The 18,327-nt window shown below is 72.5% G+C and carries 14 protein-coding genes, 1 pseudogene and 1 riboswitch; of the genes and pseudogenes, 8 read left to right on the top strand and 7 right to left on the bottom strand.

Annotated elements, in window-relative coordinates:
• Nucleotides 1-573 (top strand): annotated as a pseudogene (locus D474_RS0102440) (TROVE domain-containing protein); the annotation flags it as partial.
• 77 nt (nt 574-650) lie between these two features.
• Here D474_RS0102440 and wrbA read toward each other — a convergent pair.
• Nucleotides 651-1,259, bottom strand: coding sequence for an NAD(P)H:quinone oxidoreductase (gene wrbA, locus D474_RS0102445; RefSeq protein ID WP_017612014.1), 609 nt, complete (start codon nt 1,257-1,259; stop codon nt 651-653).
• A gap of 185 nt (nt 1,260-1,444) precedes the next feature.
• Nucleotides 1,445-1,627, top strand: a riboswitch (cobalamin riboswitch).
• Nucleotides 1,628-1,732: 105 nt separating this feature from the next.
• Between wrbA and D474_RS0102450 the strand changes: the two genes are divergently transcribed.
• The 5 genes from D474_RS0102450 (at nt 1,733) to D474_RS27400 (ending at nt 7,535) form a co-directional block, all read left to right on the top strand.
• Nucleotides 1,733-2,707 (top strand): ABC transporter substrate-binding protein, encoded by a 975-nt coding sequence (locus D474_RS0102450; RefSeq protein WP_239646985.1) that lies wholly within the window; start codon nt 1,733-1,735, stop codon nt 2,705-2,707.
• A gap of 71 nt (nt 2,708-2,778) precedes the next feature.
• The gene (locus D474_RS0102455; protein ID WP_449289337.1) at nt 2,779-3,768 is read left to right on the top strand and encodes a FecCD family ABC transporter permease; all 990 of its coding nucleotides are present in this window, start codon (nt 2,779-2,781) and stop codon (nt 3,766-3,768) included.
• Nucleotides 3,768-4,565, top strand: coding sequence for an ABC transporter ATP-binding protein (locus D474_RS0102460; RefSeq protein WP_017612017.1), 798 nt, complete (start codon nt 3,768-3,770; stop codon nt 4,563-4,565). The genes D474_RS0102455 and D474_RS0102460 overlap by 1 nt, the downstream gene beginning before the upstream one ends.
• Before the next feature lie 199 nt (nt 4,566-4,764).
• The gene (locus D474_RS0102465) at nt 4,765-6,291 is read left to right on the top strand and encodes a TIGR02677 family protein (protein WP_017612018.1); all 1,527 of its coding nucleotides are present in this window, start codon (nt 4,765-4,767) and stop codon (nt 6,289-6,291) included.
• The gene (locus tag D474_RS27400; protein ID WP_040702975.1) at nt 6,288-7,535 is read left to right on the top strand and encodes a TIGR02678 family protein; all 1,248 of its coding nucleotides are present in this window, start codon (nt 6,288-6,290) and stop codon (nt 7,533-7,535) included. Before D474_RS0102465 ends, D474_RS27400 begins: the two co-directional genes overlap by 4 nt.
• 601 nt (nt 7,536-8,136) lie before the next feature.
• On the opposite strand, the gene D474_RS32130 is transcribed toward D474_RS27400, so the two are convergent.
• On the bottom strand, nt 8,137-8,343 hold the full coding sequence (locus tag D474_RS32130) for a hypothetical protein (protein WP_161628653.1): 207 nt from the start codon (nt 8,341-8,343) through the stop codon (nt 8,137-8,139).
• 24 nt (nt 8,344-8,367) lie between these two features.
• Nucleotides 8,368-8,535 (bottom strand): hypothetical protein, encoded by a 168-nt coding sequence (locus D474_RS32940; protein ID WP_204367100.1) that lies wholly within the window; start codon nt 8,533-8,535, stop codon nt 8,368-8,370.
• A 747-nt stretch (nt 8,536-9,282) separates the two neighbouring features.
• Here D474_RS32940 and D474_RS30790 point away from each other — a divergent pair.
• Nucleotides 9,283-11,607 (top strand): TIGR02680 family protein, encoded by a 2,325-nt coding sequence (locus D474_RS30790; RefSeq protein WP_161628654.1) that lies wholly within the window; start codon nt 9,283-9,285, stop codon nt 11,605-11,607.
• Complete coding sequence (locus tag D474_RS0102480) at nt 11,604-12,842, top strand: TIGR02679 family protein (protein ID WP_017612020.1); 1,239 nt, start codon at nt 11,604-11,606, stop codon at nt 12,840-12,842. Before D474_RS30790 ends, D474_RS0102480 begins: the two co-directional genes overlap by 4 nt.
• A 92-nt stretch (nt 12,843-12,934) precedes the next feature.
• Here the strand turns inward: D474_RS0102480 and D474_RS0102485 are convergent, their stop codons facing one another.
• The 4 genes from D474_RS0102485 to D474_RS0102500 form a co-directional block, all read right to left on the bottom strand.
• Nucleotides 12,935-13,912 (bottom strand): SEC-C domain-containing protein, encoded by a 978-nt coding sequence (locus D474_RS0102485; protein WP_017612021.1) that lies wholly within the window; start codon nt 13,910-13,912, stop codon nt 12,935-12,937.
• Between the two features lie 87 nt (nt 13,913-13,999).
• A complete protein-coding gene (locus D474_RS0102490; RefSeq protein WP_026118102.1) occupies nt 14,000-16,576 on the bottom strand; it encodes a hypothetical protein in 2,577 nt (858 codons plus the stop codon).
• A 229-nt stretch (nt 16,577-16,805) separates the two neighbouring features.
• Nucleotides 16,806-17,468 (bottom strand): TetR/AcrR family transcriptional regulator, encoded by a 663-nt coding sequence (locus D474_RS0102495; RefSeq protein WP_017612022.1) that lies wholly within the window; start codon nt 17,466-17,468, stop codon nt 16,806-16,808.
• A 42-nt stretch (nt 17,469-17,510) separates the two neighbouring features.
• Entirely contained in the window at nt 17,511-18,269 is a 759-nt protein-coding gene (locus D474_RS0102500) for a hypothetical protein (protein ID WP_017612023.1), read from the bottom strand.
• Nucleotides 18,270-18,327 lie beyond the last annotated feature (58 nt).

Here is an 18,327-nt window from a genome sequence, read left to right on the forward strand (position 1 = left end):
TCGCTGCGGTGGGGTCAGGCGCTCGAACGGGGGCTGCAGGCGTCGCTGGCCAATGTCCCGGAACTCTCGGGGCGCACGTTGGTGCTGGTGGACCGGTCGATGTCGATGGCCGATCCGTTGTCGGCACGGTCCGATCTGAACCGGGCGGACGCGGCAGCGGTATTCGGTTCGGCGCTGTCGCTGCGGTGCGAGCAGGCCGACCTGGTGGAGTTCGGTACCGACTCGGGCCCGGTCGAGGTCGCCCGGGGCGACGCCGTCCTGCGTGTGATGGACCGGTTCTCGTGGCGGGGCGGTACGAACACCTCGGCGGCGCTGCGGGACCATTACCGGGGCCACGACCGGGTCGTGCTGGTCACCGACGAGCAGGCCGCGCCCTCGCGCCTGGGGACGCCGGGCGATCAGGTCCCCGGGCGGGTGCCGATGTACACCTGGAACCTGGCCGGGTACCGGCACGGGCACGCACCCTCCGGGACGGGCACTCGGCACACCTTCGGCGGGTTGAGTGATGCTGCGTTCCGGATGATCCCGCTGCTGGAGCGCGGGACCGACGCCCCCTGGCCCTGGGAGGACTGACCCGGCCGCCGCGGCCCGGCGGAGCACGGCGTCCGGGTCCGGGGCGAACGGCCCCGGCCCGGCAGCACACGTCCTGATCAGCCGTTCTTCAGTGCCGCAGCGACGGAGACCGCGCGGCGGACCTGCACGCGTGCGGCGTCCTTGGTGACGTCGCCGACCTTCAGTTCGCCCTGGCCCGCGACGTGGCCGGTGCCGTAGGGGTTTCCGTCGACGAACTTGGAGCCGTCGGTGTAGCCGGGAGCGACCAGGATGCCGCCGAAGTGGTGGATCGTGTTGTACAGCGCGAGCAGCGTGGACTCCTGTCCGCCGTGCTGGGTCGAACTGGAGACGAAACCGCTGTAGACCTTGTCGGCGAGCAACCCCTGCTGCCACTGGCCGCCCAGGGCGTCGAGGAACTGCTTGAGCTGGGAGGCCACGTTGCCGAATCGGGTCGGCGTACCGAACAGCACTGCGTCGGCCCACACGACGTCGTCCGGTGTCGCCTCGGGGGTGTGCCGGTCGGCCTCGACGTTGTTGCGCCAGTCGGGGTTGGCGTCGATCGCCGTGTCGGGTGCCAGTTCGGCGGCTCTGCGCAGCCGGACCTCGGCCCCGGCTGCCTCCGCCTCGGCTGCGAGAAAGTGCGCGATCTCGGCGATGGTGCCGGTCGACGAGTAGTAGACGATGCTCAGCTTGACGGGCTGGGTCATGGTTCCCCTCCTGGCGGTACGACGTGTCCTTCCACTGGGACTCTATCCGGGAATTAGCTTCCTAGCAAGATATAACCCAGGAAGTTAAGGGTCGAGCGCTCGGGTTGAAGAGGCGGGGTGGCTTGGAAGAGCTCCGAGTCGGCGAGGGGAGCACCCCGGCATGAAAGCGCCCGGACCGCCCCGTGTAGGGTCCTGGACGCCGTGGTGCTCGGGAAGTTCGGTGCAAGACCGACGCGGCCCTCGCCACTGTGTTCGGGAAGGTCACGCGCTCCCGCGACGGGGTCACTGGACCACGGTGTGGTCCGGGAAGACGCCGCGTGACCGTTCGACCCGTCAGCCAGGAGACCGGCCACGGCACGCCCGATCCGTCCACGAGGTGTGGAAAGGCGGCCTTGGTCGTGCGCACGTCGTCTCCTGTCCGTCCCCCTGCCGCGCGAGGCACCGGCCCCCGGTTGCCCGGCCGTGTGCCCGCGGTGTCGTCGTTGGCAGTCCTGCTGTTGTCGGGTTGCGCCGGCGCCGATTCTTCCGACCCCTCGTCCGCGGCCGCCGACGGGGCCGACATCGACAACTGCGGTGTGGAGGTCGGGGGCGAGAGCCCGCCGGAGCGCATCTTCGCGATGAACCCGGCTGCGATCGAGAACCTGATCGCACTGGGCGTCGAGGACCGCATCGTCGGTGCCGTCGGCGACCTGGAGCGTATGCCCGAGGACGTGCGTGCCGCGGCCGAGGACCTGGACATCATCCATCCGGGCGGGGAGGACTACCCGAGCTCCGAAGCGGTCTTCGAGACCGAGCCCGACTTCATCTACTCCGTCTATCCGAGCGCGTTCCGACAGGACGGGGGTGTGGCCACCCGGGAGGAACTGCAGGATCTGGGCGTGCAGAGTTACCTCGCACCCGGACGCTGCCCCGACCGCGACGAGGAGCAGCCGCTGGAGTTCGAGGAGATCTGGACCGAACTGCGGGAGGTCGGCGCGCTGGTCGGCGCCGAGGACGAGGCCGAGGAACTCGTCGCCGGGCAGCAGGAGGCCCTGGAAGCGGTCCGCGCCGACCTGCCGGGCGACGTCGGCGACCTGGACGTCTTCTGGTGGGACATGGGCACCGGAGAGGGCCCGACCGCCGGCGGCTGTTGCGGCGCCCCCGGCATGATCCTGCGCGAACTCGGCGTGAACAACGCCTTCGAGGATCTTCCCGACCACTGGTCCAGCACCACCTGGGAGCAGGTCGTCGAGCGTGATCCCGACCTCGTCGTCATCGCCGACTTCGGCGGGGAGGACATCGACGACAAGCTCTCCTACGTCGAAGGCGACGCGACCCTGCGCGAGCTGCGGGCCTTCCGCGAGGGCGCGGTCGTCGAGCTGCCGTTCTCCCAGACCACGCCCGGGCTGCAGAACGTCGCCGCCATCGAGACGATCGGCGAGCACCTGTCCGGGAGTGCCGACCGGTGAGCCTGTCGACCGTCCGGGACGCCGAGCAGCGCACGGCCGCACCGGTGAGTGGAAAGCGGCCGCTGGGCCTGGTGTACCTGTTCACGCTCGCCCTGCTGGCGGCCTCGATCGTGGTCTCGGTCGCCCTCGGCCAGAGCGACCTGTCGGTGCGCGAGGTGTGGACCATCGCCACCGACCGGCTCGGACTCTCCTGGCTGCGTATCGACCTGCTCGGCCTGCACGGCGTCGACGGCATCACCGAACTCCGCGCGAATCTCGTGTGGGAGATGCGCCTACCGCGCGTGCTCGCGGCCGCGCTGGTGGGCGGGGGCCTGGCGATGGTGGGTGCCGTGATGCAGACCCTGACGCGCAACCCGATGGCCGACCCCTACCTGCTCGGGATCTCCTCGGGCGCCTCGCTCGGGGCGGTCGCGGTGATCGTGGCCGGCCTGAGCCTGGGCAGCCTCGGTGTGGCCGGCGGCGCGTTCTTCGGCGCGCTGGGCGCGTTCGTGCTCGTGTTGGCCCTGGGGCAGCGCTCCGGCCGCCTCACCCCCACACGGATGATCCTGGCCGGGGTGGCCGTGGGCGCCTTCGCTGCCGCCCTCACCTCCTTCCTGATCATCTGGGTCGCCGACCCGCACGCCACCCAGGAGGCCCAGTTCTGGCTGTCCGGTTCGCTGGCCGCCGCGCGGCTGCCGAGCGTGTACACCATGGCCTCGGCCGTGCTGATCGGGCTGCTGGTCTGCGGTTCGGCTGCCCGCCCGCTGAATGCGTTCGCGTTCGGGGAGGACACCGCAGCCAGCCTCGGCGTCGACGTCCAGAGGACCCGGTGGGTGCTGTTGGTGGTGTGTGCACTCGTGACCGGTGTGTTGGTCGCAGGCTCCGGGACCATCGGGTTCGTGGGGCTGCTGATCCCGCACGCCGTGCGCGCGCTGGTCGGCCCGGACCACCGGCGGGGCCNCTGGGTCGATGTGGTGGCCCGCGTCGCGTTCGAACCGCGGGATCTGCCTGTGGGCATCATGACCGCGATGTTGGGCGTGCCGGTGTTCCTGTGGATCCTCAGACGCAAGGTTGATCGCTGATGACTCACCTCGCCGAAGGCGAATCACTCACGGCCGCAGACCTCTCCTGGTCGGTCGAGGGAGCGCACATTCTCGCGGGTGTGGACGTGCATGTGCCCACCGGGAGTCTCACCGGCCTGCTCGGACCGAACGGATCGGGCAAGTCGACCCTGCTGCGCGGGATCGCGCGGTTGGGCAAGCTCGACGGAGGGGTCGTGCACATCGGCCCCGACGACGTGTACCGGCTCCCGCGCCGTGCCCTGGCCCGCCGCCTGGCGCTCGTGGAGCAGCGTTCCGACACCGACATCGACCTCAGGGTGCTGGACGTGGTCCTGCTCGGCCGTACCCCCTACCGGTCCGTTCTGCAGGCGGAATCGGACACGGACATGGCCATCGCGATGCATCAGCTCGAACGGGTCGACCTGGCCCACCTCGCGCACCGCCGGTGGCGCACGCTCTCGGGCGGCGAGCAGCAGCGTGTCCATCTCGCGCGGGCCATGGCCCAGGAGCCGTCCCTGCTGGTGCTGGACGAGCCGACCAACCACCTCGACGTCGGCCACGCCCTGCAGTTGTTGGCGATGGTGCAGCACTCCGGGCTGACGGTGCTGGCGGCGCTGCACGATGTGAACCTGGCCGCGGCGTTCTGCGACCGGCTGGTGGTCCTGCACGAAGGGCGGGTGGCGGCGTCGGGAACCCCGGAGCAGGTGCTCACCGCGGAGTTGATGGCCCGGGTCTACGGGGTCGAGGCTGAGGTGGCTCTGCACCCGCGGACCGGGCGTCCGCACCTGTGGTTCCACCCTCCGGCCGTTGCTCACTGAAACACGCGGCCCGCTGGAGGGGCCCGGTCGAGCACATCGGCGGGTACCGCTCTCCACCGGCCCGGCCGGGGCAGTACTCCGGGTTCTGGAGGATCTTCCGGGGCGTCTCCGGCTGATTCCGCCTGTAACACCGCCACGGCGCACATACGGTGGATCGTCGAAACGGAGTCCCTCGAACACGTGGAGAGGCGGGCCGCCCGTGCCGGATTTCGAACGTCTGCCGTCGCGCGTCTTCGACTTCACCTCCGGCAGCCGCCGCGATCTCTATTTCGCGATCCTGCACGTGTTCAACGACGCCGACGAGCGGTTGGAGACCGCCCTTCTGGTCGAGCAGGTCCACGCGCGCCTGCCCGGGACCGGCCTCACCGACCTCGTCGACGAGGAGGGCGTGGACTCCGCGCTGCGCCACCTGGAGTCGCTGGATCTGTTGGAGTCCTCCCAGAGCTACACGGCCGCCTACTCCACGGCCGCCGAGTTCGAGCGCAAGAACGTCCAGTACACGCTCACCGCTCGGGGCGAGGCAGAGTTCGCGGGGGCCAGGCTCGTCCTGGACCGGCTGAAGGAGAAGGGCGCCCTGCAGACCGCAGTGCTGGACGCCATCGGCGACCGCCTGCACACCTTGCACACGTTGCTCGACACCGGCCCCGCCGGGACGGACAACCGGGTGTTCACCGCACTGCAGGAGCTCGAGGGGCACCTGGACTCTCTGCGCGACAACACCAAGCGCTTCAACAACGAGTTGCAGAGGCTCCTGCGGTCCGAAGGCACGGACCTGGACACCTTCCACGAGGTCAAGCGTGCGACCGTCGGCTATCTGGACGAATTCGTCGAGAACCTGGAGGAGAGGGCCCACACCATCGCCGATGCCCTGACCCGGGTCGAGGCCCGAGGGGTCGAACCGATGCTGGAGCGGGCCCTGGCCGGTGCGAACCTGCCGCCCAGCGCCACCGACCGGGTCCGGTCCGACTGGCTCGCACGCCGCCGGGCGAAGTGGCAGGGACTGCGGCGGTGGTTCGCGCCCACGGCGGACGGCCAGGAGGGTGTGCGCCGGCTCCACGAAGTGGCGCGCCGCGCGATCGGCGCGCTGTTGGAGACGCTCGAGCGCATCACCGAGTCGCGGCGCCGGGCCTCCAGCACCGCCGAGGACCTGAGGACGGCGGCGCGGTGGTGTGCGGGGGCCGTGTCCGAGGAGGAGCTCCCCCTGCTGTGGTCCTCCCTCACCGGGCTCTCACCGGCCCGTCATGCGGTCCTGGCACACGAGGACGCCGAACTCATCGCGCCCGGGACCTCGTGGTCGGTGGCGGACTCGGTCGCGGTGTCGCCGAACCTGCGCTCCTCGGGACGTTCCGGGCGGGTGGCGCGCACGGCCCGCGTGCGCGATGTCGGTGAGACCGTCAGGCGCCGACGCGAGCGGGCCTTGGCGGAGCAGGCGCAGGCCGACCAGGCCCTGCGGCTGCTGTCCACGGACGGGACGGTGGCGTTGTCCTCCTTCGGCACTCTGGAGCACACGTTGTTCGAACATCTGTTGTCGTTGCTGGGGCGGGCCCTCTCTGAACCGCCGTCGAGCGACGGGCTGCGCCGCGCACTGACCTCCGACGGGCGGTTGGAGATCGTCCTCGGACCGCCCGCCCCCGGTAGCGGCACGGCGGCCCTGCGGACCCCGCTCGGGGAGTTCTCCGGCCCCGACCACACGGTTTCCATCGGCGTGCCCGGGGTGCGCCGGTGAGGGGGCCCTCCGGTGAGCGCTCGGCAAACCGGCTCGTGGTCGGGACGCGGGACGACATGAAGGACGGGATCCGTGCCCTGCTGGCCGCCCCGCTGTTGACACGTGAGACGGACGAGGCTGCGTTCGTGACGGTGCGCCGGCGTCGCGAGGAACTGGTCTCATGGTTCGACTACTTCTGCGGGTGGACGCTGACGGTGGAGCCCCGCCAGGGTTATGCGCGCCTGGCCAAGGTCCGTGCGCCCGGTGGACGCGCGTGCCCTCCGCGCCCTGCCCGGCGCGTGCGGGGAACCGGAGCCGCGTTCGACCGTCGCAGGTACACCCTGTTCTTCCTCGCTGCGGCCGAGCTGACGGTGATGAGCAGGACGACGATCGGGTTGCTGGCACAGCGCGTGGCGCACACGTGCGCGGTCGAGGAGGGCATCGCCGACTTCGACTCGTCGGTGCGGGCCGAACGGGCCGCGCTCGTGGACGCGCTGCTGCTGTTGGAGCGTTTCGGTGCGGTGACAGCGATCGATGGCAGCACCGAGTCGTACGTGGCCGGCGACGATGCGCTGGTGCTGTACCGTGCCGACACCGCCCGGGTCGCCCGGTTGCTGAGCACCCCGGTCCCCCTGTCCCGGGTGGGAGGCGCCCGACCGGACCTTCCGGCGGTGATGGAGGAGGAGCGTTACGGCGTCCGATCGGAGACCGCGGAGCCCGTTTCCTCCCGCAACCAGGAGCTCTTGTGGGCGCGCCACTCGTTGATGCGCCGCCTCCTGGACGACCCGGTGGTCTATTTCACGGACCTGACCGCAGCGGAGGCCGAGTACGCGGCCTCACCGACCGGGCGTTCCATGGTTCGCAGAGCCGCCGAGGAGGCGGGCTTCCGGCTCGAGGAGCGGGCCGAGGGGTATCTGCTGGCCGACCCCTCACCCACCCCGGCCACCGATGACCGCTTCCCTGGCGAGGGCCACGTGAAGCAGACCGCGCTGCTGTTCCTCGACCAGTTGACCGCCTCCGCAACTGCGGTGCCCCTGAGTCGCCTCGTCGGTGAGGTCGAGGCCTTGTTGGAACGGCGGCCCTCGTGGGCGCGGTCGTTCCGCTCGGAGGGCGGCGCCGACCGGCTGGCCCGCGCAGCCGTGGAGGTCCTGGTCGGGCACGGCCTGGCCGCGGCAGAGCACGACCACACGACGACGGCGTACCGGGCGCTGCCCGCCGCCCACCGCTATGCCGTCGACCGTCCTGCATTCGGAGGGGACCCATGAACCGTGTCCGATCGGCCCACTCCCCCGCCGCCGTTCCGGGGCCGCTGGAGCAGCCGGGGCGGTGGCGGCCGACCCGGGCAGGCATCCTCAACGTGTGGCGTTACTACCGGGAGGTCTTCACCTTCCACCGGGGCCGGCTGCTCCTGCGGGGGCCCAACGGGACCGGCAAGTCGAAGGCGCTGGAGCTGCTTCTGCCCTTCCTGCTGGATGCGAGTCTGCGTCCGAACCGCCTCTCGACCTTCGGCGGCAACGAGCGGGCCATGCACTGGAACATGATCGGCCACGGGTATCCCGGGGCGACCCGGGTGGGCTACGTGTGGTTGGAGTTCTCCCGCCCTGGGGAGGACGGACCCGAGTTCCTGACCCTGGGCGCCCGGCTGCAGGCCACACGCGATACCGCCAGGGTGGTCCCGACCTACTTCACCGCGCGCGGGCGTGTGGGCGAGGACCTGTCGCTGCTCACCTCCGGGGACCAGCCGCTGACCGTGGCCCAGCTCAAGGAGGCCGTGCACGAGACCGGGCTGGGCACGGTCCACGGCGGTCCGGACGACTACCGGTCGGCGGTGCGTTCGGCGCTCTATCCCGAGCTGGACCAGGACCGCTACGACGCGCTGATCACCGCGTTGCTGCAGCTGCGTACGCCCAAGCTCTCCGAGCGCCTGGACCCCGGGTTGTTGTCGTCGCTGCTCTCCAGCGCGCTGCCGCCGCTGGGACACGGGGAGCTCGCCGACATCGCCGGCGGGTTCGAGCGCCTCGACCGCCACCGGGTGGAGTTGCAGTCCTTGGAGAAGGAGGTCGGTGCCGCCAAGATCCTCGCCGAACGGCAGCGGGTCTACGCCTCCCGTGTGCTGAGGGGAGCTGCCGCTGAGCTGACCTCGGCGACCTCCGGGATGGAACGGTGCCGGCGGGAGGAGCAGGAGGCGCGCCGCAGCGCCGCCGACGCCGAGTCGGAGCTGTCCCGGTTGTCGGACCGTTCGGACGAGTTGGACGCGTCGATCACGGCCGTTTCCGGTGAGCTGCAGGGGCTCAGGGACAGTGACGCCTACAAGGCCGGCACCGGTATCCAGCTGCTGCGCGAACGGGTGGAGGAGGCCTCGTCCACGGAGGCCGCTCGCGCTTCGGAGGCCGAGAGGCGCGAGCACGCGGCCGCTCAGCACGCGGACCGGGCACAGAGCTTGTCGGAGGAGCACGACAGGGCCGAACGCGGTCACAGGGACGCCGCTTCCACGGCCGAACGCACCGCCCGGAGCGCGGACCTGGAGAGTGCGTTCCAGCACGCCGGGGCGGACCTGGGTTCGAACGGTGACGGGGGCGTCGACCGGGTGCGCAGGCTGATCAGGGCCGCGGCGCACGACCGCCGCTCCCGGATCGAGGAGGTGCGGGGTGCAGCCGAGGCCCATCTGGCCCGGGTCCGGCGCAGGCAGGAGCTGGAATCCGATCTCGCGGTCTCGGACGAGGAGCTGACCGAGGCCGAGGAACAGGCGCAGGCCGCTGCCACCGCCCTCGACGTCCAGGTGGAGTACCTGGTCTCGGCCGTTACCGAGTGGGCGCAGGGGTGCGCGGAGTTGCCGGTCGGGGACGCCGAGACGCTGGTGGGCCACATCGACCGCGATCTCGGCAGCGGCCCGGAAGCGGTGGTCGCTGCAGCACGGCAGCGGGCCGGGGAGGACCTGGCGGCCCTGGCACGGGACGCCGACAGCCGCGAGGCGCAGGGGCGGGCCGAACGCGACGGGNGGAGCTCGAGTCGGTGTCGGCGAGAACGGACGCCGCGCCTTCCGCCCCGCCCACACGTACCGCGGACAGGACGGGCCGACCGGGCGCGCCGCTGTGGAAATTGGTGGATTTCGTGCCCGATGCCGCGCCCGGGGTCCGAGCCGGTGTGGAGGCGGCCCTTGAGGCCTCGGGCCTGTTGGACGCCTGGTTGCTGCCGGATGGGAGCGTGCCCGAGGGCGGCGTGGCGGGCGACACGGTCGCTGCGGCCACCGCACGCGCGGTGGACGGGCCGAGCCTGCTGGAGGTCCTGCGTGTGGAGGAGCAGTCACCGGTCTCCGTCGAGCACGTGCATGCTCTGCTGGCGGGCGTGGCCTACTGCGCCTCCGGACCGAACCGGTCGGAGGCGGCGGTCGGTGTGGGCGCAGACGGCCGCTGGTGGGCGGGGCCGATGCACGGGCAATGGTCCAAGCCCGAGCCGGCCCACATCGGGGCCCTGGCACGCGAGCGCGCCAGGGAGCATGCGGTGGCCGCCCTCACCGCCCGGTTGGAGGGGTTGGAGGAGGCCGTGGAGGAGGCCCGGGGGCGGCAGGAGGCGGTCGCTCAGCGGCGGCGGGCCCTCGCCGAGGAGGCCGAGTCCCTGCCCTCGGACACCGCCGCGCGCGAAGCGGCCCTGACCCTGCGCTCGGCGCAGGAGCGGCTCGCCGACCGGCACGCGGTGCTGGAACGCCGGAAACGTCGCCTGGAGGCGCACGTACCGTTGGTGGCCGAGGCCGAGCAGCACCTGCACACGCTCGCGGCCCGCCACCGCTTGCCGTACGCGACCGAGGCCCTGGACACTGCGCGCGCCGGTGTTGACGATTTCGAGCGCGCCGTGGACCCCTGGCTCGACCGCTACGTGCAGGTGTGCGCGCTGGCCGACCGTCTGGCACAGGAACGCGGCCTGGCGCAGGACGCTCAGGAGGAGGCCGCACGTGCACGCCGTTCGGCCGCCGAAGCCGCCTCGGACGCCGACCACCTGCGCGCCCGGCTGTCCGCACTGGACTCCACCGTGGGGGTCGAGCACCGCCGGGTGCAGGAACAGATCAGCGCCGCTGACCGGCGGGTGCGTGCGCTGCGCACTGAACTGGACACCCTGCACGCCCGGCAGCGCGAGCTGGAACGGGAGAGCGGCGCGTTGGCCGCGACGGTCCGTACCCGGCAGGAGGCCAGTACCGCAGCGGTCGGGGCACGCGACGCGGCGGCCGACCACTTCCGTGCTCTGATGGGGTCGGTCCTGCACGAGGACTCTGGGATCCAGGTCCCGGCCGAGACCGAGGCCACGGTCCGCGGCACCCTGGACACGGCCCGGGCCGTCGTCGCGACTTCACAGCGCGACGACCACACACCCGAGCTGGTCGACAGGGCCCGGGGCAAGGTCGCAGAAACCGTGTACTCGGCCCGGGACACCCTGACGCGCCGGACCGACCTGGAACTGCTCACCGAGGGCGGGGTCCAGCACGTCAGCGCCCTCCTGGACGGGGTACGGGTCGGAGCGCACGGGTTGCACGAGGCGCTGGTACGGGAGCAGCGGACCCGGGAGAACGACCTCACCGACGAGGAGCGGGGGCTCTTCGACCGGGTCCTGACCGGTGACACCCGGCGCCATCTGGCTGACCGGCTGCGCCGGGCGAACGGGCTCGTCGAGGGGATGAACGACCGGCTGGAGCGGGTGCGCACCGCGTCAGGGGTCTCAGTGCGGCTCCGGTGGAAGGTCGCCGACGACGCCCCGAACGGGACGCAGGCCGCGAGGGACCTGCTCGTCCAGGACCCCCGTCGGCTCACCGACGGGCAACGGGAGGTGCTGCACACCTTCTTCCGGGAGCGGATCGACGATGCCCGCGCGCAGGACTCCACCTCCGGCTGGGAGGAGCATCTGGGCCGGGTTCTGGACTACACGGCCTGGCACCGTTTCGTCGTGGAGCTGGACAAGGGCGACGGTTCGGGCAGGCAGACCCTGACCAAGCGGGTGCACGGCAGCCTCTCCGGCGGGGAGAAGGCGATCGCGCTGCACCTTCCACTGTTCGCCGCGGTGGCCGCGCACTACGCCACCGACCCGGGATCGCCCCGGTTCATCCTGCTGGACGAGGTCTTCGTGGGCGTGGACACCAAGAATCGCGGGCAGATCTTCGGGCTCCTGGTCGATCTGGGGTTGGATCTGGTCCTTACCAGCGACCACGAGTGGGGCACCTACGCCGAGCTCGACGGGATCGCCGTGCACCAGCTACTGACCGGTGGACCCGGTGAGGCTGACGATGCGATCACCACGGCGCGCTGGGTGTGGACCGGCGCGTCCCTGGAGGAGGGCGGGCAGGACCTGTGAACGGAGGAGGTGTCCCCGAACACCTGGCCGACGACGCTCTGATGCCGCTGTGGCGCGCGGTCCACGACCGGTTGTCCTCCGGCCGGACCGTGCGTTCTGTGACCGTGCAGCGGTTGGACGGTGCGACGCAGGAGGCGCTGGCCGACCTGTTGGGGTGGAGGACCTACCCCGGCCCCAGGGTGACCGTACGGCTCGACCGGTTGGAGGAGTGCCTGGCTCTGTCGGGCACAGACACCAGAACCGTGGTGGAGGCGGTGCTCGGTCCTGTCGCCGACCGGGCCGCCGAACGGGCGCGTGCGGCCGGGGAACGCGAGGCCCTGTGGACATGGTTGAGCGGCCACCCGGTGGTGACCGCCCAGCCCGCCCTCCTGGGATGGGCGGAGCAGATGCGTTCCGAGGGTGTACCGCGCGGCGGGAGCCGGCCCCTGCGCGAACGCCTGGACACGGCGCTGAACGTGGTCGCCTCGCTGCCGCTGCCCGATGGCAGACCTCTTCCGGACCTGGCTGCCGAGACCACCGGGGACGCCCACGGGCTCGACCCGGACCGGCCCTTGTCGCGTGTGGTGCTGCGCGCCCTGGCGGCGCTGCGGGCCGAACCGCCGCCCGAGAGCGCGCAGCAGCGCAGGGACCTGTGGGCTGCGTTCGGGGTGGACTGCGATGCGCACTCCTCGACCGTTCTGGTGCTCGGACTGTGCCCGGAGGGGTCGGGACCGTTGGCCTCGACCCTGCGCATGTGGACGGAGGCCGGACGGGCGGTCTCGGTCACCCTGGACCAGCTCGATTCCGAGGAACTCGTGTGCCGCTCCCCCGTGGTGCACGTGGTGGAGAACCCGTCGGTCCTGGCCCTGGCCCAGCGACGGTTGGGCAGCCGGTGCCCACCGCTCGTGTGTGTCGCGGGATGGCCCGGGAATGCAGCGGTGGCCCTCCTGCAGCGGTTGGCCGCGCGCGGGACCGCTCTGCGCTACCACGGAGACTTCGACGGCGAGGGCCTGCGGATCGCCGCGCACGTGATGGCCCGGACCGGTGCACTGCCCTGGCGCATGGGGGCCGGCGACTACCTCGAAGCGGTCGAGCGTGTGCGGGCCGCACCGTCCCCGGGACGGCTCACCCCGGCCCCCTGGGACCCCGGCCTGGACCGCGCCCTCGCCTCGCACGGGGTGGCCGTGCACGAGGAACGCGTGGCGGAACGGTTGTTGCACGACCTGAGCACTGAGGCCGATGGGCACGCCCCCTGATCTCGGGGAGGCGAGGATCTTGCTACCAGAGCCAATATCGGCGCCGAAATCGGCTCTGGTAGCAAGATCCCGCTGGTAGCGGCGGGGCGGGATCAGCGCACGGACGGTGCTCCGCAGCACTTCTTGTACTTGCGCCCGGATCCGCACCAGCAGACCTGGTTGCGCTCGGGCGGCCAGGCCGCCACGGCGTCGCGGCCGAGGGTCCGGGCCCACCGGTCGCGGGTGTCGGGGTCGGCCGGGTCGAGGTCGGCGGCCATGGCGTAGGCGAGGACCTGGTCGGGGGCGGCCGTCGCGGTGTGCAGCGCGGTGCCGGGGGTCTCCCGGGCGGCGGCGCGCAGGCCGCGTTCGACTTCGTGGTGGTGGGTGCCGGGGTCGGTGATCAGGCCGCGTTCCTGTGCCTGTTCGAGGAGTGCGCGGTCGTAGGCGGCGAACACGACGGGGGCGTCGGCCTCCCCCTCCTCGGAGCCACCCTGCAGGGCCTGGTCGAGCAGGTCCATCTCCGTGCCGGTCCCGGTCCCGGACCTGTCGGCGGCGAGGGCCTGCTCGTCGTGGGCGTCCGGTGCGTGTCCGAGGCGCTCGCGCACGCGGGCGCGCCCGGTGAGGAGCACGAGGCCGAGGGGGTCGAGCTGCCCGACGATCTCCGCGGGCTGCGCGAGGATGCTGCGGCAGGCCACGTTGTAGCAGTACAGCGCGGTGTCGGGGTCGCTCTCGGCGTACTCGTCGGCGAGCACGGCCGCCATCCCGCGCCCGAGCACGCCGGGGCGCAGGAGGCCGTCGATGATCCGGTCGGCTTCCTCGGCGCGGCCCTGCGAGCGCAGGATCTGGGAGAGCATGTGCGCGGCGTACTGGCGGTGGTCGTCCTGCGGAGCGTGGTCGCGCAGGGCCTCGAGCAAGGCCCGGGCCGATTCGGGGGCGTGCTCGCGCATCTCCCCGGCGGCCTCCAGGAGGATGTCGCCCGCGGAATCGGGAGCGGCCGCCATGTCGTCCAGGTGGCGTTGGGGGAGATCGAGATCCAGGACGGCCGTCACCAGTTCGGGCGGGAGCGGGGCCGGGGTCGCGCTGTCGGTCATGTGTCCAGGTTAGGAGCGGTTCGGACCGTTCCGTGCGCACGGTTCCCGGTCGCACACGACACAGGCACCGATCGGCCCTCCGTCGGGTCAGGGCACGAAGGGCAGCGCCGAGAGCACGTCCAGGGCACCGACGCCGAAGCGCGCCCCGGCCTCCAGCCCGGTGGCGAGGAAGGCGACCAGGAGCACGGCCACCAGCAGGCGTGCGGCCCACCGGCGTCCCCCGCTCGCACTGTTCGGGGCGTCGTCGCCGTCCAGGAAGGGCCGGTCGAGACGGGCGATCTCGCGCCGCAGGTCCTGGACCTCGGCATGGTAGTGGTCCCGCTCGTCCCGGACGTGCTGGAGCTCGGATCGTTCGGCCCGGACCGCGGCCCGGGCGTCGACGACGTCGGTGTGAGCACCCTCGGGCCCGCGCTTGGCGTGCCAGCGTTCCAGCCGGGAGAGCGGCAGGTCCGCGTACTGGGTGGGCCAGTTGGCGCCGCTGTCGTCGAAGTCGGGATCGGCCTCGGGTTCGGTCTCTGCCGCGTAGTCGGGGGACGGGGCCCCGTCGGGGGCGACCATGAGCGGGGGCGCTTGCGCGGGGGGACGCTCCTGCGGGGCCGCGTCCTCGTCGGTGTCCTCGAGACCGTCGGGATCGTCCGGCTCCTCGCGGGCCGGTCCGCCGAAGGCCTCCTCGGCATGCCTGCGCGGCCCGCCGCGGACACGGGTCCGGTCGGCGTCGGAGCGGCGGGGTTCGGGGGCGGGGGGTTCGAAGCTCTCGGCCGGGTCGGCGGGGTCGTTCTCGGGGGTGCGGTCGTCGAGGGCGCGGGGGTGGGGGTCGTTCTCGGGGGTGCGGGGGAGATCGAGGGGCGGGGGCTCACCGGTGGGTCTCGAAGGGGGATCGTGCGGTTCGGGTGCCCCGAAGACGCGGTTCTCCGAGGGTGGCGCGAAACCGGGCCTGCGCTCACCGAAGAGCGGCCGGGGTGCGCCGGGCAGGTGCCGGGGCGCCCTGTCGGCCGACCGTGGGTCCGCGGCGCTCTCACCGGGCTCCTCGGCACCGCCCTCCGTCGCCGCCTGCGGGTGGGCTTCGTGGTCGGGTTCGGCGGAGGCGCGCGCCTCGCCCGCGGAAGCGGGTGCATCGAGGTCCTCGACCTCGGGCAGGGGGTCGCCGTCGTCCTCGCCGGACGGCCGGTTCAGGCGGAATGAGGGGTGGGCACCGGCCACGGACCGGGAATAGGCGTGCGGACGGGGCCGGGCCGGACCCGCGGGGCCGGAACCCGCGCCACCGTCCGCGGCACGGTGGGGTCCGTCCCCGAGATGCGCGCCCCCGGGCCGGTGCGCAGACAGCGGCGGCGCGTCCCCGGGCCCGGCGGTCGGGGAGACCGCCCCTTCCTCCTCGGACATGCCTCGTACACCGGGCGCTGCTGCGTCGGAGGGCAACGGCTCCGCTTCCGGGATGTCGGTCCCCTCGGCCTCGTCAGCGCCGGACCACCGCCCCTCGAAGACACCGACAGCGCTCGGGGAACCGTGGGCAGGCGACACCTCGCCGTCGTACCCGCCGGCGCCCGGGTCCACCGGCTCCACACGTTCACCTGCGTCCACGGTTGCGGCGTGCAGACGCGGTCCGGGACCGCCGGTCTCCAGGCCCCGCTCCTCCGCAGATGCTTCTCCGTCGGCAGCGGCCCGACCCGCATCGGCCCCGGCCACAGCCTCTTCGGCCCCGCCACCCGATACGGCCGCGGCCCCATCCGGGTCCAACCACTCGGCGATCAGCGCACGCCGGTCACCGAAGGTGGGCGCGTCCGGAACGCCGAGGCCGCGCAGGTGGTCGGCGAGCGCGTCCCCGCCCTCGTCGCGCAACACCCCGACCAGGCGCTCTGCCACCCGCCGGTACTCGGGGTCGGGCGTGTGCAGATAAGGCCCGTCGGCCCCGGCCCGGGGCGGACCGAAGGCCAGGTGCTGCCCCTCGGTGCCCAGGTCGGGGTCGTAGGTGGAGAAGGACCACTGCCACCCGGCCGCGGGGATCGCACGTGCCGGGGTGAGCACGTCGTGCAGGATCCGGTGCATCCCCCACAGGACCCGGACCTGGGTGGCCTGCCACAGGTCGGCGTGCTCGGGTTCCAGGGCGATGCGGATCGGCCGGTCGGGGGCGTGCAGCGCGGAGGCGACCGCGCCCACGAGCACCGCTTCGTCCTGGACGGTGGTCTCGGCGGCACGGCGGTCCCGGGTACGCACGGCTCCCGGCGCGGCGGTGAGCTCCCAGGGGGTGGGTGTCCCGAGGGTCGGCATGCTCGCCCAGCCGGGGGCGGGGGGCCTGCGCGCGGCGGGGCGGGTGTTGGGGTTCTCGTGCAGGCTGAGGATGCGGGGCAGGGTGAGCCCGTGGGCGGGTCCGACCACCGCCCAGGCGTGGGCGTCGCGTACGTCCCCGGGCCACCGGTAGACGAGGGCGGCCTGCCCGTCGGCGTAACTGCGCGCCCACAGGGTCTCGGGAAGGTCGGCGGGGTCGGTCCCGGGCAGCGCGGAGCGGTAGTCGACGGTGAGCGCGGGGACGAGGCGGTCCCGCCACGAGCGGAGGGAGGGCCGCCCGCTCTCGGTCAGGGAGGAGGCGGCCGGCCCGGGACCCACGCGCCCCAGCAGGGTGGGTTCGGCCCACGCGAAGTGGATCTGGTGGTAGGTGCTCTCCGACACGTGCCCCCTCCTCGGTATTCCGCGGACGAGCGGCCGGGCCGCCCCGTAGGGAAGGTATCCGCTCGGGAACCGCAAAAACCGCATGATCGCACATACGTACCATCATGCGACCGAGAGTGGCTGTCTATACTTTTTGCCCTCAGTTGTCAGTTCATGTGGTCCAGTGCCCGGAACCCGGCCTCGTAGCCTCGCGCCCTCCCGCACTCCCGAGCCGCACAGCCCACCCGGCTCAGCTCTCGCTCTGGCGGATCGCCCCAACGACCGCGTCGGTGAGGTCGTCGATGATCTCCTCCTCGCTGACCTGGGGATGCTCCAGCCACCACTCCCCCGCCGCCTGCACCATGCCCACGACGGCGTGCGCGACGATCTGCGAGCGCGAGCGGGAAGTGAAGTCGCGTTCGGTGACCAGCTGTTCGGCCAGCTCATCGCCCAACCGCCGCACCATGAGCCCCAGGTCGCTGCGGGTGCGCGAGTCCTCGGAGGTGGCCCGGTCCATGAGGAACCGGTACAGGTTGAGATTCTGCGAGATCATCGACAGGTAGGCGCCGACGGTCGCGCGCGCCCGCACCTCGAACTCGGTGTGCTGGTGCAGCTCGGCCCGGATGCGTTCGATGAGCGGGTCGACGTGGCGTTTGGCGAGCGCGCGGTAGAGGCCGCCCTTGTCACCGAAGTGCCGGTACAGGATCGGCTTGCTGATCCGGGCCTCGGCGGCGATGGCCACCATCGAGGCGTCGGGGCCGTCGCGTTGGATGACGCGGTCGGCGGCGTCCAGGATCGTCCTGCGACGTTCGGGGTCGCGCCCACGCACGCCGCGCCCCCTGGTGCGGGGGTCCGGGCGCGGGCGGGAACCGTTCTCGGTCAGAGCGCTCTGCGGTGTTTCTTCGAGGGCCACAAGGTTTCACGGTAGCGGGTGCGGGGGCAGGGCGTTGCGTCTTCAGCTGCGCAGTGTGATCCAGGTGGCCCGCGCGCGGGCGAGCAGGCGCCCCTCCGAATCGTGCAGGGCGCTGCCGGTGAGCACCTTGCGTCCCTCCACGCCGTGAAGGTGGCCGGTGACCACGTGGGTGTGGCCGATGCGGGGAGCCTCGGCGACCCGGGCGGTCATGCGCCCGAGCACGACGGGCCGGCCCGCGATGTCGCTGGACCAGCCGCCGGGGCAGTCCAGAGCGGCCCAGGTCCGGCGCAGATCGGCGTGGCCGGTGCCGTCGTCGAGCTCGGTTCCGGGCACCCAGGTGCAGGCGACGGTGTTGCCGATGTTCTCCGGCCCGCTGCCGGCCCGCACGCTTCCGGGGAACAGGCGCAGGCCGTCTCCCTCCGCGCGTTCGGGGCCGCAGCTGTAGCACCGCGGGAAGGGGTGCTCGCGCAAGCCCGGGTAGCGGCTCTCCGCCTCCTTCGCGGTGGCGGGGTCGACAGGGTGGCCGGGGACGGACTCGCCGGTGAGGTCGACGACGCGCGCCTCGGCCACCGTCTCGCGTCCGCTCATGGTGAGGACGGTGCCGTCGGTCGTCAGCGTGAGCGGGTCCTCCAGTGGTGGCGGGGTGCGCAGGGTGACCTCGACAGCAGGGCCGCCGGGCGCGGTCAGGCGTTCGGCGAGCAGTCCGGCGCTGTAGCCGCCGTTGCCCGAACCGTCGGGGCCGTTGTGAGCGGCGCCGACGGTGACGATGGGATCTCCGTCGGCGGGTGTGACGTGGTTCATGCAGCACAGGATAGGCACGGCCCCACCCGAACGGCTGGGCCGGGGTACCACTCACCCG

Source organism: Nocardiopsis salina YIM 90010 (genome assembly GCF_000341025.1).
Taxonomy (GTDB): Bacteria; Actinomycetota; Actinomycetes; order Streptosporangiales; family Streptosporangiaceae; genus Nocardiopsis; species Nocardiopsis salina.

Coding starts and splice junctions, on each gene's coding strand:
- wrbA (WP_017612014.1), bottom strand. CDS start 1,259: ATGACCCAGCCCGTCAAGCTGAGCATCGTCTACTACTCGTCGACCGGC.
- D474_RS0102460 (WP_017612017.1), top strand. CDS start 3,768: ATGACTCACCTCGCCGAAGGCGAATCACTCACGGCCGCAGACCTCTCC.
- D474_RS0102485 (WP_017612021.1), bottom strand. CDS start 13,912: ATGACCGACAGCGCGACCCCGGCCCCGCTCCCGCCCGAACTGGTGACG.
- D474_RS0102500 (WP_017612023.1), bottom strand. CDS start 18,269: ATGAACCACGTCACACCCGCCGACGGAGATCCCATCGTCACCGTCGGC.